The following is a 16,650-nucleotide window of genomic DNA, read 5'->3' on the forward strand; positions in this document are numbered from 1 at the left end:
TGATGCCTCCTCAAGATTTATTCATTTTAGTAACCACGATCTTGTCTGCGCCGAGGCCGGTCAGCCCCGACACCGCGTTGACGAGCTGGAGCTTCACGGCGGCGCTGTCCGCGCCTTCCGCCACCACCAGAGCGCCGCGATATTCCGGGTATATGTATTTCAGCGTCACCGGGCTTTCCGTCGAGCTTCCGGAGGCGATGATAACGTTGGTGGAGCTGTGCTCGGAGCTGGTCTCCGTGGAATCTCCCTTGCCGTTCGTCGTGCTTGATTCCGTCTCGTCCCTGGCCAGGACCTGCTCGGTGCCGGTCTTCAGTGCCAGGACGACGGTCACCTTGCCCGCACCCTGAATCTCGGACAGCGCCGCGGCGATGCGGCTCTCCTGCTCGCTGAGCGAAAAATCGGCTGTCGTTTGCTTGCTTAAGGTCCCGGTATCCTTTTTAGACGCCTGACCGCCCGTGGGCCAGAGGATCAGCACGAGTCCGACCGCAAGGACAATCATGACGAATTTGTTCTTTTTGACAATCTCCCATATCTTCCCGAAAATCTCCGCTGCACCCTTATTTTTCATCACGCATACTCCAGATCAACTCCTCCGGCGGTATCCCGAGCTCCGACGTTATGCTCTGGCCCAGTTTATCCCGCTTTGCTTTATCCGCATTTGTAGTCAGGCGTGCGCCGGACGGATACCAGTATCCGTCTTCGCTCCATGAGGCAGTCACCGTCACCTCCAGGTCATCCATGTCCAAGGATTTACCTTTGTCCAATATATATGTTGCACATTTGTCCTCTATGATAAGTCTTGTCAGCTTTTCGTTGGAACTATCCATCTGGCCTGAAAAGCCCTCGGCGTCTTTCTGATAAGAGGCGAGGCTTTTCGCGAAATCGGCATAGTTGAAGCCGACGATCGGCTTGATGAGCGCGATGATCGTCACAAGGCCGCAGATCAGGGAGACGACTTTTTTGACCCTGCCCTCGGGCGTGACCGTCATCGCCACGGCCGTCACCATGGCGGCCCCCGCCAGGCCGATGATCCAGCTTCTGAGCGCTTCCGTCATTTAAGCACCTTCTTTCGTTCAAGCGGGCTCCTGCGCCGCAAACTTAAATCACCTCGGGTCCCCAAAGCGGCCGGCCGCTTTGGGTCTATGTCACCACCTTTATCACCGAAATGATGGAGATGAACAGCATCAGCGCCGACGAGCCCACCAGCCCCAGCATCATGCCGAACGCCGTGCTGACGGCGTTCACCAGCTTTGTGATGCGGCTGTCGGCGATGGCGGCGGACAGGCCGGCGGCGGCCTTATACAAAAGATAGTTTGCGCCCAGGCGCAAAAACGGGAGGATACAGGTACCCACAACGGCCAGGAGGCCGAACACGCCGATGGCGTTTCTCAGGATCGACGCCCCGGCCAGCACCGTCTCGGAAGCGTCGGCGATGATGCTGCCGACCACGGGCAGGACGGTGGAGATCGTCGACTTCAGCGCCTTTGTGGACGCCGCGTCCACAGAGCCGGTGATGACGCCCGTCAGCGACAGGTAGGCGATAAACAGGAGCATGGCCACCGTCATGAGCGTTTTGGCCAGCCATTTCAAAAGGTTGGACGCGCCGGCCAGCCCCTCCCCGCCGAGGGCGGCCTCGGCGATGGACGTGGCCGTGTAGGCGTAGATGAGCGGCATCACCACATTTTTCGCCACCGTCATCAGGATATCCATGAACAGCGCCGTGGCCGCGTATTTCGCGGCGGCGGAGGTGATCGCCCCGCTGGCGGCGGCAGCCGTCGTCAGCGTCGGGAGCAGCATTTTTGAAAATGTGTTCATTTCGTCCAGCGTCTTGCCGCCCAGCCCGATAAAAGCGCTGACGTTTGAGACGCTGACCACCGAAATCGCCAGTATTCCGGCCAGGATCACATACTTTGACGCGGCGTCGAATGCCGAACTCACCACCCCGCAGAGGACGGCGATCAAAAGGATCACCACCGCGCTCTTCAGCGCGCCCGAGAATATCCCCCCGACATTTTCGGAAACGCTTTTCAGTATTTTCTGAAGTCCGCCCGACAGGTCCAGGCTGTCCGTCACCTTCATGTTGCCGAGGGTCTTTCCGGCCTCCTCCGGCAGCGCGCGCTCCAGCTTGTCCGTTTCCAGCGCGTCGGACTGGCTCTTTTGGATGTCGTCGTCCGTGAGCCGCCCCGCCGCGGCGTTATCGGCCCCCGCCGGCGCCGCGGTCCCGGCCGCCCCGGCGCTCGTGGAGAGCGCCAGGGCGAGCGCCGCCAGAAAAATAATGATGATGAGTTTTTTCATCCGTAACTCCGTTATTTTCAGTCAACAGCCTGTCCTGTCAGACAAGCGATTCGAGCATGTCCATCACTGTCTTGAACAGGGGCAGGGCGATATACAGCGCGGCAAACGCCCCCGTCAGCTCGATGCCGGACGCCACTGACGACTGTCCCGCGTCCCGGCACACATCGGCCGACAGCTTCGTGACGATCGATATCCCCACCGCCTTGAGGACCACCGTGAGCACCGCCGGGGATATCTGCGCGGCGGACGCCATGGAGGTGATGAAATCCGTGACGCTTTTTATGGTGTCAAAGGCCAGATACAGCGCGATGAGCGCCAGCGAGATGGTGAGCATCAGCGCCATCTCGGGGCTGTTTTTCTTGATGACCAGGCCGAGCACGGTGCCGGCGACGGCAACTGCCGCGACTTTGATGAGGATCGCCATGGCTAAAAACCGAACAGGCGCTTGATCATTTCAAAAAGCTCGTTGATCTCCTGCACGATGATGATGAGCACGACCACGAGCCCGGCAATCGTCGTCATGAGCGCCTGTTCCTCCCGCTTGGAATTTGTGAGCAGGAGATTCAGGACCGCCACCAGTATCCCGACTGCCGCGATTTTGAATATCAGATCAACATTCATATAGTTACGCACCTCATAACAGTATGACGACGACAAAGATGCCCGCGGCGACGCCCAGAAACGCGTGGACCTTGGAGTTCTTTTCCCGGTCCGCCTCCGCCCGGCGCAGGAACTCGTCCATCCGCCGCTCCGCGTAGGCAATGGCGCTGCGCTGCTCGCCGATATCGTAGCGCCCGAGGACCATCCCCAGCTCCGTCAGCACCAGCTCCTCGCCCGGCGTCAGCAAAAGCTCCGGCGTGTTCAGCACAGCCTGTCTCCATATGGCGGAAAACGGCTTGCTCCCCAGCCCCGATATCCTTTCCGAGGCGTTTTTAAAAAGGAGCGACGCCGGGTACGTGGCCTCGCCGGACATCTGGCGCAGAAGCTCCGGCATCGGCGTCAGCCTGTCGCAGATCTCGCTTTTCATGGCGGCCAGGGCGCTGATGACGGCGCTGAGGCTCCTGACCCTGTTCCTGAGCCGGAAAACGCCCATGATCCCAAAAGCCGCCGTCCCGGCCGTGATCAGCACGGCGCCGATGAGCCGGATCATTGCGCCGCCTCCAGGTCCCGGACGGTGTATGTACGCTCCTCGCCGCTTTTACCGATAAAAACAGCTTTTTCAAAGACGGCGTCGTCGAGAAGGCGCCTGTACAGGGGCCTTCTCACAAGGTCGTCCAGATCGTCCGCGTGGGCCGTGGCCACAAGGCAGACGCCGCAGTTGGCGGCGCTTTCCATGGCGGCGATGTCCTCCGGCGCCGTGATCTCGTCCAGCGCGATCACCTGCGGGTTCATTGCCCGGAGCATCATCATGACGGCGGCGGCTTTCGGGCAGCCGTCCAAAACGTCCGTGCAGCCGCCCACGTCCATCTGCGGCATGCCGTCAAAGACGGCCGCCACCTCGCTCCGCTCGTCCGCCAGCGCCACGCGCATAGGGCGCAGCCCCAGCTCCTCGTCGCCGGAGGAAAGGAGCCGGACAAGATCGCGCAGGAGCGTCGTCTTCCCGCGCCCCGGCGGCGATATGATGAGCGTGGGGCGCAGTTGCCCGCCGGGCGCCACATCGCGCACGAGGCCGCGCGCCACGCCGATAACCTCTCTGGAGATGCGTATGGCGGCGGAGGAGAGACTTCTGAACCCCGCGATCTCGCCATCCTTCATGAGCGCGGTGCCGCACAGGCCGATCCTGTACCCGCCCCGGACCGTCAGATAGCCGGACCGGACGCTGTCGCGCGCGGCATAGGCCGAGGCGCCCGTGGCGATATCTAGAACGCCGTCCAGGTCCCGTTTCGTAATTTTTTCCCCGCCGAGGGAGACCTCCCCCGCCGGCAGCACCAGCGACATCGGCCGCCCGACCCGGAGCCGCAGCTCCTCCGCCCGCGCCCTGTCGTCCCGGAGCACGCGGCGCGCCGCGTCCCGCAGCTGCAGCGGCAGCAAAAGGACGGCGCCGTCGTACCGCGACACCTGTTCCACCATATCGGCCATCGTTTTCGGCCCCCCTTGTCCTAAAGTACATACCACATTTTATTGTGGCATGTCCGCAAATATGACCGCGGGGGATGCGCTTTTATGCGCGCAAAAAGGCGGAGCCGACAGGCTCCGCCTTGAATTTTCTATATTTTTTTATGCCGCAGTTTATTTGCTCTCGCGCCTTTGCAGGCTTAAGCGGTCGGCAATCATGGCGATAAACTCGCTGTTTGTCGGCTTGCCCTTAATATTGGACACCGTATAGCCGAAGAATTTCTGGAGCGTCTCCAGATCTCCCCTGTCCCACGCGACCTCGATGGCGTGGCGGATAGCGCGCTCGACGCGGCTCGGCGTTGTCGAATATTTCTTTGCAACGGTGGGATAAAGCACCTTCGTCACCGCGTTGATGATATCCATGTCGTTGATGGTCAGAATGATCGCCTCGCGCAGATACTGATACCCCTTGATGTGCGCCGGGACACCGATCTCATGGATGATCTCGGTCACGAGGCTCTCCAGGCTCTGCTCCTGGCGCACCGGCTTGACGCCGGCGGTGATGCCGGACCCGACCGCCCGGGCTTTGCCGGATACCATGCGGATTCTCGAGAGGAGCGCCGGGATATCGCAGGGCTTCTGCATGAAATAGGATGCGCCGAGGCTTGACGCCTCCGCCAGCGTATGCTCGCTTGAAAAACCCGAAATAATAATGACCGCCGGCCTGTCGCTGTCCGGGATCGCGGCCAGCTTTTCCAGGACGGCCAGTCCGTCGAGGCCCGAAAGGATAAGGTCGGTCAGGAGAACGTCAGGTTTCTCGGAAAGGACAAGCGAGTAGGCCGTCAGTCCGTCACCGGTACAGCCGGCAACCTCAAAGTCCCCTTCCGCTCCCAGGATCTCGGACAGAAGAACCCTGTATTCTTCGCCGGCATCAGCAATAATGACTCTCGTTTTGTTATCCATCGTATTTCCTCCGTCACTTGTTTTTCATCAAGGCTTTGCATTATCTCTTTTTATCTGCGGCCTTGTCTAACAATCTAGCACAACACGACGACGTTTTCAAGCATAATTTGGAAATATTTTCAATTATTTTCCTTTTCAAATTATTATGTAAAATTATGCTGTCGCGCCGCGCAATTATTGGAATCCCCGGCTGAAATACGTGATTATTTATGTAAAAAACCGCCTTATTTTCGCCCCGGTCCGCCCGCCGTTCAAAGTCCGCCCGCAACCGCCAGGCCGTACCCGAGAATACTCAGGCAGTCGCCGTATATCTCCGGGAACTGGCAAAGCGGCAGGGGCGAGGCGCCCTCCCCCGCCTCGATGGTATAGCCCGGCCTGTTGTAGTCGGCGATGAACCAGTCCTTATATCCGGCGTAACCGGAGGCGATGGGCGTCTCCTCGACATCGTAAGAGCTCAGGGCGCCGAAATTTTCTGCGATGCCATATGAATTTTTTGGCTCATAATCGAGATACTTCCAATAGATGACTTTTCCCTGTGTATGAAGTGAGATCGTCAGCAGGAAATCGTGCGCGCGTGTCAGGTCGTAAACGGCGCGGCTTTCGGGCTCCGACAGCGGCGACGGGCCGGGAAAGTCCCGCGGGCCCGGCTTCGTTACGCCCATAGACGCCTTTGTGTCTCTGGCGTTCTCCCAGCCGGCGGGATACTGCAAATTTAAGTCGACGCCCCTGATGTTGGCCTTCCAGCCGTCCGGGAACGGCACCTCCGGATTATTTGCCGCGAGGCCCCGCGCGCTTTCCAACGTCCCGTCCGGCAGCGCGCCGTTCACAAGGTCGGCGCCGTCGGGGTTGACCAAGGGCAGCGCCGTCAGCGTGACGGTCTCGAACAGCGCCCGCGCGTCGGCGCCGCAAAAGCTGCCGCCCGCGTCCACCGCCCGGGCGTAATCCTCGATAAAACGCAGCAGGATAAGGCTCGTGATCCATTCGTTGGCGTGGTGCGAGGCGTTATAGAAGAGCTCCTTCGGGCCTCTTCCAAGCTCTACAGCGGTCAGCGCACGCCCCAAAACGCTCCGGCCAGCCGTGTAAAGGCGCAGGAAAGGATAGCGCGACGCCAGCCGGCACAGGCAGCCGTCCAGCGCGCCCGACGTTACCACAAGGTCCTCCGGGACGATGTCCGGGCCGGACTTATGTAAATTTTCCATGGGCAGTCTCCTCTCACGATTATTTTTCAATTCAAAATATAGAAATTCATGCGAATTAATACATCACGTCTGAAAAATTTCTTGAAGAAGCGCCGATAACAAAGCCTACTAATCCATTGCAGAAATATATTGACACAAAAAAGCGGGCTTTTTTTCTCTGCCGGGGACATATTAAAATTGTTCAAACGAAAAATCTCAGGAGGGAGAAACTCAATGAAATTCGGTATTTTCTCTCCATATCGAAAAGGGGATGACTGATATGGAGTCTTGTATCAACAGGAAAAAAAAGCTTATTAAAAGATGTGTGTCGGGATTATTGCTCCTGACATTTTTATCCTTTGGGGCCACAGGCGGCCTCGCGGCGTACGAAGGCAAAACGCTCATACCGATGGGCAACGCCGTCGGCATTAATATCCAATCGGAGGGCGTGATGGTCGCGGGCGTGCCGGAAGTCCTTTCGGACGGACAGACAGCTTCGCCGGCGCGGGGCGCCGGGCTTTCGGCGGGCGACATCATCACGCAGATCGGCTCCGCCCACGTTTCCTCCACAGAGGACCTCAAAGCGGCGATCAGCAAGCTGGACGGCTCACCCGTCCCCATCAAAATCTCACGCGGAAGCAACATTTTAAATATTAAGGTCACGCCGCACAAATGCGACGACGGCCACTGCGAGCTCGGTCTCTGGATGCGGGACGGCATCGCCGGCATCGGGACGCTGACGTTTTACGATCCTGAGACGAAAACGTTCGGCGCCCTGGGGCACGCCGTCAACGATATTGAAACGGGCGTGATCATTCCGCTCCGCGCGGGCTCCGTCATGCGCTCGGTCGTCACGGACGTCATACAGGGCAAGGCTGGCATGCCGGGCCAGCTGCGCGGCACCTTTAATATAGACAGCATTCTCGGGACGCTGACCGAAAATTCATCCAGCGGCATTTTCGGAAAGATGGAAGGCAATGACCTGATGCGGGGCAAGGCGGCGCTGCCGGTGGCCCAGGCCTCGGAAATCAAGACCGGCCCGGCGACCATCCTGTCCAACGTGTCCGGCACCGACGTCACGGAATATAAGGTCGAAATCACGCGCGTGTACACCGGGAGCGAGGCTGTCGGCCGCAGCATGATGCTCAGCGTGACCGACCCGGCGCTCATCGCGCAGACGGGCGGCATCGTCCAGGGCATGAGCGGCAGCCCTATCATTCAAAACGGCAAGCTCATCGGCGCCGTCACCCACGTGCTCGTCAACGATCCGACGCGCGGCTACGGCATCTCGATAGAAAATATGCTCGATACGATCGGCGGCAATTCCAAAAACAAGGCGGCTTAAACCAGCGGGGCGATGCTCAATCGCCCCCTACATATTGCAAAAGAAAAGCTTCGATTGTAAAATAAACCATTACTGTTTTTAGGAGAACTACAAATGCAGACCAAAACCCATATCGACGTGCGCTACCCCGACTGCGACCGCATGGGCATCGTCCATCACGCCGTCTACCCCGTCTGGTACGAGATGGCCAGGATGGATTTTTTCAAAGAGCTGGGCTTTTCATATGCCGAAATGAACTCCATCGGCGTCAATCCCGCCATGGTGGACCTGCACCTCCAGTACAAGGCGTCGTCAACATACCCGCAGTCCTTGTATATTCTCACACGCATGGGCGAGCACGCGCCGAAAAAGCTGGAGCTTTTTTACGAGCTTTACGACCTGGGCGGCGGCGACCCGATCAATACCGCCCGCTCCTTCCACATCTGGACCGGCCCGGACAACAAATCATACAGTCTGGCGGAAAATTTGCCGAATATCTACCAAAAAATCAGGCAAGCGGCGGAATAGCAGAAAACACCCTGTCCGGTGCTCCGCCGCCCGGGGCGTTTCATACGATATCGTCGATTGATAATCGCCCCTACTGTTTCCCTGCGGCGCGGCACAGGAGAACGCCTTCAGCCAGTTTCGCCGAGAACTCCCTCAAATAAAGCGCCGGCCCGACCTCCGCGACAGCCCCGATAGGGTCCGGGGCACAGCCCCGCCGGGGTTTGGGGCGGAGCCCCACGCTTTCCTATGGGGTCATAGGGGCGCAGCCCCTATACCTCTATTGGGCGGGCGGGTGGGAAAATTGGAATTGCATATCGGTGCCCGGCGTATTATAGTTAACGTCATAATGATGATTCCCAGCGGAAGAAGGCTTTCAGACCCGATGGATACCCAGCAGAACGATTTTTCAAAAGGCAGCATACCGAGAGCGATACTGCGGATGGCTGTGCCGATGACGGTGGCGCAGGCCATCAATATTATGTACAATATCGTCGACCGCATCTACATAGGGCATATCTCGGACGGGGTGCTGGCGCTCACCGGCATCGGCATTACCCTGCCCATTATCACGATCCTGATCGGCTTTGCCAATCTGTGGGGAACGGGCGGCGCGCCGCTGTGCGCCATGGCACGCGGGCGCGGGGACAAAAAGGACGCCGAGCATATCATGGGCAACGCCTTTGTGATGCTGCTTATTCAGGGCGTCGTTCTCACCGCGGTCGGTCTCATTTTAAAGCGGCCGATCCTGTATGCTTTTGGCGCCGATGATTCATATTACAAATACGCCGACCAGTTTATGACGATTTATTTACTCGGCACGCCCATGGTTATGATCAGCCTGGGAATGAATCCTTTCATCAACGCGCAGGGCTTCAGCAAAATGGGCATGATGACGGTGGCGCTCGGCGCCGTCATCAACATCTTCCTGGACCCTCTCTTCATTTTCGTCTTCAACATGGGCGTCCGCGGCGCAGCAATCGCCAATGTCATCTCCCAGACCTGCTCTGCTATCTGGGTTCTCAGCTTCCTCACCGGGAACAAGGCCATTCTGAGACTGCACCTCAAGGATTTATATCTGAAAGCCAGTACTGTCGGCAGGATTCTCTCTCTGGGCATTTCCGGATTCTGCATGAACCTGACGACCAGCCTTGTCCAGATCGTATGCAACAAGGTGCTTCTCGTTTTCGGCGGGGACCTCTACGTCAGCGTCATGACCGTCGTCAACGCCATCCGGGACGTGGCGTCCCTCGGCATGCAGGGCATCACGATGGGCGGCGTGCCGGTGCTCAGCTATAATTACGGCGCTCAGAAATATGAACGCATCCGGCAAGGCATCAGGTTCTCGACGGTGGCCGGGCTGATTGCCGCCGCCGTGCCCTGGCTCTTTATCATGCTCTTCCCGTCGCTTTTCATCCGGGTCTTCAACAGCGACCCGGACCTCATCAGGACGGGCGTCCCGGCATTTCACATTTACTTCTCGTCCTTCGTCTTCATGACGTTCCAGATGGTGGGCCAGACGGTATCGCAGGCGCTGGGCCGCGCCAAGTCGGCGATTTTCTTCTCGCTCCTGCGGAAGGCCTTCATCGTCGCCCCGCTCACGGTCATCCTGCCGCACCTGTGGAACCTCGGCACAAACGGTGTGTTCTGGGCGGAGCCGATCTCCAACGTGGTCGGGGGCCTTGCCTGCTGGATCACCATGATTTTCATCGCCTATATCCCTCTCGGGCGGCTGGAAAAGGCGCAGCAAGTCTCGTTTTTGGAAAATCAATAAATTGCATCAGACGATTTTACAAAAAGTACGAAATATTATCCCACATAATTATAGGATATAACATTGGCTATCGCGCTAAATTGTGATAATATTAACAATGTTGTAGTGGCGACGAGCAAAGATGCTTTTATGACGGGTTCCGTCGTAAAAGCATTTTTTAGGGGACTATTTGACGAGGCCAAGCTCCGCTGTTTTCGCGATCAGCTTTGGCTGAATCAACGGATATGTCCACCGGTCGGGCAGCGCATCGAAAAGCTCGACCTTTTCGATTTCCATCGGCGGCAGCGGGCCGAAACGGCTGATCTCTCCGTAATACAACATTCCAAAGGTTTCGAGGCCGTCGGAGAGGACAGAATATACGCACAGCCGCTTCAGGGAATATTCCTCGGCGCCCGTCTCCTCCCACAGCTCTCTTCCGGCCTGTCGGCGATATCCTCGCCGGGCTCCCTGTGGCCGCCCGGGCACTCGTATGTATCCCGCTGCCGGTGCTTGCAGAGCACCCACTTCCCCCGATGCCGCGCCACGACGACGGCGAACTGTAAAAGCCCGTCGTCCACGCTGTCATAAAATTTAACGTCAATCATGTTCCCGCACCCTCTCTTACAGCACCCTCGGGCTGGTGACCCATTCGCCGCCGCCCGACCTGTTTTCCTGTTTGGGATAAGCCAGCGCGTAAAAATCCGTTGCGGCGGCTTCTTTCAAAAACATCGCCTTTGCCGGCCCGTCCAGCGCGCGCGCCTGCGCCGGCTTTGTGATAACGGGCAGCGCGGATTTTTTCCCTATCTCCCGCAGCACGCCCATCCCCTTTTGATTCATGGCCAGCACGCGGATATACGCGGGCGGCGCACCGACCTGTCCGTCGGTAAGCCCCAGCGCGGCGCACAGCAGCATCCGCCGCAGCCGCGAGAGCGCATAGCGCTTCGTTTTGGCGCTTTCCAGTATCGACTGCACCGTCGGCATCGTCCGGCAAAAGCGCCGGAGCCGCAGCGCCAGCCCCTCGGCCGCGTCCGGCAGGGCGGCAAACGCCTCGTCCGGCAGCAGCCTCAACCGTGACAGCAGCGCCGTTTCGGCGTTCTCTATAAAGACAGGCCCGCATCCGGCCTCGATCTCCCGCTTCAATATCTCCGCAGACCGCGCCGGCATCAAGCCCCACGGTTCCGCGCCTTCCTTCAATAGACGCCGGAGCGCCGACGCCGATTCCGCCCCGTCGGAGTCGTGAGCGGCGCCGAATCTTTTGACCGTCAGCGGCGCCATCGCCGATGCCGTCTCGCCCAGTGCTTTCAGATACTCCACGGCGAGAATATTGTTGGGCGTCAACAGGACGTCGGCTTTCTTCCCAAGGATTTTTCCGGCGGCCGCATACCGGGCGCGCGCATAGGATACGCCTGTTTTCAGCTCTTCCGCCACACAGTTGTTCACTTCATCCGTCGCGAGGCATTCGGCAACCTCCCTGAGGCTGTCCGTCTCCCCCGTTTCGCTGCCGAAGGATATATGCGTGCAGACGCCCAGCGCGTTCAAAAGCATCACGCCGCCCCGGGCGAACCGCTCCGCCGAGGACAGCGCGCAAGCAAGCGGCAGCTCCAGCACAAGGTCGGCGCCCGCCGCCACGGCGGAAGCGGCCCTGGCGTGCTTCTGGAACACGGCAAAATCGCCGCGCTGCGTGAAATTGCCGCTCATGACGCACACGACGGCGCAGTCCTCCCCGACCAGCCCGCGCGTGGCCTCGATATGCCGGACATGGCCTTTATGGATCGGATTATACTCGCAAATGATGCCCGCTGTTTTCACGGCGCCCTCCAAAGCTGAATATTTTACAAAAATTCCTGAAACTTTACAAATTGGCTATTCCGTATTACAATACGTTCTGTCTTATGTCTGTCCTATTTTATTTTATATATATCTTTTAATCAAGGGGTTTGGAAAATGAACGTTTTAGTCATCAACGCAGGCAGTTCTTCACTGAAATATCAGCTGTTTGATATGGACACGGAGACTGTCGTGGCAAAGGGCGTCTGCGAAAGGATCGGCATTGACGGCCGTCTGACGCATAAGCCAGTGTCTAACGGAAAACCGGAGTTCAAAGCCGAATTGCCGCTGCCGACGCACGCCGAGGCGATCAATGCCGTTATTGAAAAGCTCACGAGCCCGGAGTACGGCGTGATTTCGAGCCTGAAGGAGATCGGCGCGGTCGGGCACCGTGTTCTGCACGGCGGCCAGAAGTTCTCCGAGAGCGTCCTTATCAATGACACCGTCATTGCCGCCATCACCGAGTGCATCCCGCTGGGCCCGCTGCATAATCCGGCCAACCTGATGGGTATCAAGGCGTGCCAGAAGGTCATGCCCGGTGTCCCTCAGGTTGCTGTTTTTGATACGGCCTTCCACCAGACGATGCCGAAGCACGCCTACATTTATCCAATCCCCTATTCCTATTACGAAAAGTACGGCCTGCGCCGCTACGGCTTCCACGGCACCTCCCACAGATACGTCTCCAAAATAGCGCTGGAGATGCTGGGCATCCCCGCCGCGGGCTCGCGCCTCATCACCTGCCACCTGGGCAACGGCTCGTCCCTGGCCGCCGTCAAGGACGGCAAGTGCGTCGACACCACGATGGGCCTGTCGCCGCTGGAAGGCCTGCCGATGGGCACCCGTTCCGGCAGCATCGATCCCACCATCCTCTCGGTGATGGCCGCCAACGAGGGCCTGACCATCAATCAGATTCTGGACGTTCTGAACAAGGAATCCGGCGTTCTCGGCGTCTCGGGCGTCTCCTCGGACTTCCGGGACATCGAGCAGGCGGCCCACGAGGGCAACGCGCGGGCGGAGCTGGCGCTCGACATCTTTGATTACGACGTCAAGAAATATATCGGCGCCTATATGGCCGCCATGGGCGGCGCGGACGCGATCGTCTTCACCGCCGGCCTCGGCGAGAACGGCCCCGAAACGCGCGAAAGAATTGTCGCCGGCCTGGAGCCGCTGGGTATCTGCATCGACAAGGAGCAGAACAACGTGCGGGGCCAGCAGCGCGACATCACCGGCAAGGGCTCCAAGGTCAAGGTTTTCGTCATCCCGACGAACGAAGAGCTCGTCATCGCCCGGGACACGAAAGAGATCGTGGGGAAATAAAATCACCGTCAAAAGGTGCCGGTCCGTGGGTCTTCCCGGACCGGCGCCTTTTACTTTCCCGGCGGCAAATCACCTAATTTTGGGTTGACAGCGGCAGAGTTACAGACTATTCTAGTCCTAGTATATTCCGGCCTTCCGGCATCCCGCCGATCTGCTCAGATGCCGAAAACAACGTCCCGTTTCTCCCCCGCCTGCGCGTAACGGGACAGGCTTTCATCCCAAAACAAGCCGGCGCGCACCGGCGGAAACGGACTTACTCATGGACATTTTTGAAAAATGCTATAATTTTAAAACTGCGGACGAGACAAAAGCGCAGGGTGTCTACCCGTATTTTCACGCGCTCAAGTCCCGGCAGGACATTGAAGTTATTATGGAAGGCAAGCGCCGGATCATGCTCGGCTCGAACAACTATCTCGGTCTGACGATCAATCCCGAGGTCATCGAGGCCGGAATAAAGGCGCTTGAAAAATACGGCTCGGGCTGCTCGGGCTCCCGTTACTTAAACGGCACGCTGGAGATGCATCTGGAGCTGGAGGCCGAGCTGGCTGATTTCCTCGGCCGTGACGCCACCATGACCTTCTCCACGGGCTTTCAGTCAAATCTCGGCATCATCAGCGCCATCGTCGGCCACGGCGATTACGTCATCTGCGACCGTGAAAACCACGCCAGCATCTACGACGGCTGCAAGCTGAGCTACGGCAAAATGCTGCGCTACAAGCACGCCGACATGGAGGATCTGGAGCGCACTCTCCAGAGCATTCCGGAAAACGCCGGCAAGCTCATCGTTACGGACGGCGTCTTCAGCATGGGCGGCGATATCGCCAAGCTCCCGGAGATCGTGGCGCTGGCGAAAAAGTACAAGGCCCGCACCATGGTGGACGACGCCCACGCCCTCGGCGTCATCGGCGAGGGCGGCCGCGGCACGGCCAGCTATTATGGCCTCGACAAGGAGGTGGACATCATCATGTCCACGTTCAGCAAGTCGTTGGCGAGCCTCGGCGGCCACATGACCGGCGACGCCAAGGTCGTCGATTACGTACGCCACAACTCCAGGCCCTTCATCTTCTCCGCGTCCATAACGCCGGCGAGCTGTGCCACGGCGCTGACCGCGCTCCGGTATCTCCGCAAGCACCCCGAAATCGTCCAGCGCCTTTCGGACCTCTCCTCCTACGCCCGGAAAGGCCTGCTTGACCGCGGGCTCAAAATCATCGTTGCCTCCACGCCGATCATCCCGATCTTTACATACGACATGATGAACACTCTCGTCAAGGCCAAGGAGCTGTACGAGGCCGGCGTTTACGTCAATCCCGTGCTGCCCCCCGCCGCCCCGCAGGACGGCTGTATGCTCCGGACGAGCTACATGGCCACCCACACGGAGGCCATTCTCGACGAGGCGATGGATATCATACAGAAAGTCATGGTGGGGTAAGATGGACAAGGTGGTGCTTCTGACGGGCGGCAGCAAGGGCATCGGCTTTGCCACCGCGCGGAAGTTCGCCGAAAAGGGCTGCAGGGTCTATGAAATCAGCCGGCACGAGGCCGCAAATCCGGGCGTCAGTCACCTCACCGGCGACGTCACCGACAAATCGTCCGTGGAGGCGGCCGTCCAAACGGTCGTCGGCCGCGAGGGCCGGATCGACATTCTTGTCTGCAACGCCGGCACCGTCCTGTCGGGCGCCATTGAATTCACGGAGCTTGAAAACATCCGGATGCTCATGGACCTCAATTTTTACGGCATGGTCAACGCCGTGTGCGCCGTCCTGCCGTATATGAGAAAGGCCGGCGCCGGGCGGATCGTCTGCCTGAGCTCCATGGCCGCCCCCTTCCCGATCCCCTTCCAGGCGTACTATTCCGCCTCCAAGGCGGCGGTCGTCGCGTTTGCGTCCGCTCTCGGCAACGAGGTGAAAAAATTCGGCGTCAGCGTCTGCTATGTCATGCCGGGCGACACGAAAACCGAGCCGGTCCGCCACAAGTTCCACGCGGGCGACGACGTTTACGGCGGCATGATCGGGCGCTCCGTCGCCGTCATGGAGCGCGACGAAGCAAACGGCATGCCCCCGGAAAAGGTGGGCGACGTCATCAGCAATATCGCGCTGAAAAGCCGCGTCAGGCCGGCTTACTCCATCGGCCTCATGTCCAAGCTCGAGCTCTTCCTCAAGCGCGTCGTCACCGAGTCCTTCGCTCACAAGATCGTCGGTATGATGTACGTGAAGTGAGGACATCGGTCGAACTGATAGCTTTTAAAGGCAGACTTTGCGTCTGTCTTTATTTTTTATGCGGGTCCGCCTGCGGGCGGGGGGGACGGGAAAGCTCCGCAGGGTCACTTTTCTGCTCGTGCAGAAAAGTAACCAAAAGACACGCCAAAGGAGGAGGCTTTTGCAAGCCGCCTCCTCCTTTGGAATCCTCCTCCCCGAGGCAAAGAGGCTGTGCATCGGAAGAATGGCTTTTTGTTATCTTGTCACTGGCCTAAGCCTTAAGGGGCGAAGCCTCGTTTACCGGCCTTCGGCGGCCTGCCGTGGTGCAATCATGTTATCGTACGCAACCCGTAGGGGACGCCGCCCTCGGCGTCCCACTGCGGCGCACCCCGGAGACCGCTGTAGGGGGGGGCTTGCTTCCGCCGTTCTTGTACCGTGCTGCGCCGACAGGAGTTCCCTCCTTCAGTCGCCTGCGGGCGACAGCTCCCTCGTCTGAGGGAGCCGGGGAAGGACGGATTCGACAGGAAAACAGGCTTGTATTGGAGGAAAAAGGGCTTCTATTGAATGTTTTGGGGCTGACTTTGAACGAAAATGCCTTGTAAAGCTTTAAAGTGAGGTTGGATTGGCGCGATATTTTCCTTGATATGTTACGAAATTATTGAACGGTTCGTATCTAAAAGGCGGTCAAAGCGTTGCGGTTACTGGATAATCGGTTTTTGAAGATCTCGATTTGTGCTATATTTATAAATATTTTTTTGCCACTGCCTTTGGCGTGTGGGTTTTTTAGATTCATTATAGCACGGACATCCCTTATTTTGAATGATACGATGACCCGGTGAACACCCTGCGCGCCATCCTTTTATTTGTACATATTGTATATTTGTAGGACTACAATACATGTTAGACAGAAAGGAGAAAAAATAAGAGCAAGGATAAGGCACAACGGTTAGAATGGAGTTACCACACAACATTTTAGCCGAGAGGAAGTGCCTATCCCTGCATGAAGAGCATAACACAGGACATGAAGTACAGGCAATCCCTTATCAATTACGCAGAAAAATATGGAGTATCCAAGGCGTCGAGAAAATACAACAAAGCTCGATCATATATCTATTTCTGGCTGAGACGCTATGATGGGACAATCGATTCGTTGGCCTGCCGATCCCGCCGACCTCATAGCCATCCAAGAGCGCACACACAGCAGGAGCTCAAGCTGATAGTGGATGTCCGAAGGCGGAA

At 58.3% G+C, this 16,650-nt stretch carries 18 protein-coding genes; 6 read left to right on the plus strand and 12 right to left on the minus strand.

Annotated elements, in window-relative coordinates; translation table 11 throughout:
* Positions 1 to 10: 10 nt before the first annotated feature.
* The 9 genes from BUB60_RS11555 to BUB60_RS11595 form a co-directional block, all read right to left on the minus strand.
* The gene (locus BUB60_RS11555; RefSeq protein WP_073079074.1) at positions 11 to 568 is read right to left on the minus strand and encodes a hypothetical protein; all 558 of its coding nucleotides are present in this window, start codon (positions 566 to 568) and stop codon (positions 11 to 13) included.
* Positions 558 to 1,055, minus strand: a complete 498-nt coding sequence (locus BUB60_RS11560; protein ID WP_073079075.1) for a hypothetical protein — start codon at positions 1,053 to 1,055, stop codon at positions 558 to 560. The genes BUB60_RS11555 and BUB60_RS11560 overlap by 11 nt, the downstream gene beginning before the upstream one ends.
* Positions 1,056 to 1,140: 85 nt before the next feature.
* Entirely contained in the window at positions 1,141 to 2,295 is a 1,155-nt protein-coding gene (locus tag BUB60_RS11565) for a stage III sporulation protein AE (RefSeq protein ID WP_073079076.1), read from the minus strand.
* 37 nt (positions 2,296 to 2,332) lie between these two features.
* Positions 2,333 to 2,719 (minus strand): stage III sporulation AC/AD family protein, encoded by a 387-nt coding sequence (locus tag BUB60_RS11570; protein ID WP_073079077.1) that lies wholly within the window; start codon positions 2,717 to 2,719, stop codon positions 2,333 to 2,335.
* 2 nt (positions 2,720 to 2,721) lie between these two features.
* Positions 2,722 to 2,916 carry a stage III sporulation protein AC gene (gene spoIIIAC / locus BUB60_RS11575; RefSeq protein ID WP_073079078.1) on the minus strand — a complete coding sequence of 65 codons (195 nt, stop codon included), beginning with the start codon at positions 2,914 to 2,916 and terminating at the stop codon, positions 2,722 to 2,724.
* 13 nt (positions 2,917 to 2,929) lie between these two features.
* The gene (locus tag BUB60_RS11580) at positions 2,930 to 3,445 is read right to left on the minus strand and encodes a stage III sporulation protein AB (protein ID WP_073079086.1); all 516 of its coding nucleotides are present in this window, start codon (positions 3,443 to 3,445) and stop codon (positions 2,930 to 2,932) included.
* Positions 3,442 to 4,374 (minus strand): stage III sporulation protein AA, encoded by a 933-nt coding sequence (gene spoIIIAA, locus BUB60_RS11585; protein WP_143162330.1) that lies wholly within the window; start codon positions 4,372 to 4,374, stop codon positions 3,442 to 3,444. The genes BUB60_RS11580 and spoIIIAA overlap by 4 nt, the downstream gene beginning before the upstream one ends.
* 150 nt (positions 4,375 to 4,524) lie before the next feature.
* Positions 4,525 to 5,313 (minus strand): sporulation transcription factor Spo0A, encoded by a 789-nt coding sequence (spo0A, locus tag BUB60_RS11590; protein WP_073079088.1) that lies wholly within the window; start codon positions 5,311 to 5,313, stop codon positions 4,525 to 4,527.
* 251 nt (positions 5,314 to 5,564) lie between these two features.
* Entirely contained in the window at positions 5,565 to 6,512 is a 948-nt protein-coding gene (locus BUB60_RS11595) for a M14 family metallopeptidase (RefSeq protein ID WP_073079098.1), read from the minus strand.
* 259 nt (positions 6,513 to 6,771) lie between these two features.
* On the opposite strand from BUB60_RS11595, the gene spoIVB reads away from it, so the two are divergent.
* The 3 genes from spoIVB to BUB60_RS11610 all read left to right on the plus strand — a co-directional run bounded on the left by spoIVB (position 6,772) and on the right by BUB60_RS11610 (position 10,093).
* Entirely contained in the window at positions 6,772 to 7,836 is a 1,065-nt protein-coding gene (gene spoIVB, locus BUB60_RS11600; RefSeq protein WP_159435396.1) for a SpoIVB peptidase, read from the plus strand.
* A gap of 93 nt (positions 7,837 to 7,929) precedes the next feature.
* Positions 7,930 to 8,343, plus strand: a complete 414-nt coding sequence (locus tag BUB60_RS11605) for an acyl-CoA thioesterase (protein WP_073079103.1) — start codon at positions 7,930 to 7,932, stop codon at positions 8,341 to 8,343.
* A 361-nt stretch (positions 8,344 to 8,704) separates the two neighbouring features.
* A complete protein-coding gene (locus tag BUB60_RS11610; RefSeq protein ID WP_073079105.1) occupies positions 8,705 to 10,093 on the plus strand; it encodes an MATE family efflux transporter in 1,389 nt (462 codons plus the stop codon).
* A 165-nt stretch (positions 10,094 to 10,258) separates the two neighbouring features.
* Here the strand turns inward: BUB60_RS11610 and BUB60_RS20810 are convergent, their stop codons facing one another.
* Genes BUB60_RS20810 through BUB60_RS11620 form a run of 3 tightly spaced genes read right to left on the minus strand, consistent with a single transcriptional unit; the run spans position 10,259 to position 11,881 of the window.
* Positions 10,259 to 10,414, minus strand: coding sequence for an NUDIX hydrolase (locus BUB60_RS20810; protein ID WP_341444223.1), 156 nt, complete (start codon positions 10,412 to 10,414; stop codon positions 10,259 to 10,261).
* Between the two features lie 50 nt (positions 10,415 to 10,464).
* Positions 10,465 to 10,677: an NUDIX hydrolase gene (locus BUB60_RS20815; RefSeq protein WP_341444224.1), complete on the minus strand. Its 213-nt coding sequence runs from the start codon at positions 10,675 to 10,677 to the stop codon at positions 10,465 to 10,467.
* A gap of 16 nt (positions 10,678 to 10,693) precedes the next feature.
* Complete coding sequence (locus BUB60_RS11620) at positions 10,694 to 11,881, minus strand: tRNA(Met) cytidine acetate ligase (protein ID WP_073079107.1); 1,188 nt, start codon at positions 11,879 to 11,881, stop codon at positions 10,694 to 10,696.
* 135 nt (positions 11,882 to 12,016) lie between these two features.
* Between BUB60_RS11620 and BUB60_RS11625 the strand changes: the two genes are divergently transcribed.
* The 3 genes from BUB60_RS11625 (at position 12,017) to BUB60_RS11635 (ending at position 15,432) form a co-directional block, all read left to right on the plus strand.
* Positions 12,017 to 13,216, plus strand: coding sequence for an acetate/propionate family kinase (locus tag BUB60_RS11625; protein WP_073079109.1), 1,200 nt, complete (start codon positions 12,017 to 12,019; stop codon positions 13,214 to 13,216).
* Between the two features lie 259 nt (positions 13,217 to 13,475).
* Positions 13,476 to 14,645, plus strand: a complete 1,170-nt coding sequence (locus tag BUB60_RS11630; RefSeq protein ID WP_073079111.1) for an aminotransferase class I/II-fold pyridoxal phosphate-dependent enzyme — start codon at positions 13,476 to 13,478, stop codon at positions 14,643 to 14,645.
* Between the two features lies 1 nt (position 14,646).
* Entirely contained in the window at positions 14,647 to 15,432 is a 786-nt protein-coding gene (locus BUB60_RS11635) for an SDR family NAD(P)-dependent oxidoreductase (RefSeq protein ID WP_073079113.1), read from the plus strand.
* Positions 15,433 to 16,650: the final 1,218 nt, after the last annotated feature.

The sequence above is a fragment of the Sporobacter termitidis DSM 10068 genome, from assembly GCF_900130065.1.
GTDB lineage: Bacteria > Bacillota > Clostridia > Oscillospirales > Oscillospiraceae > Sporobacter > Sporobacter termitidis.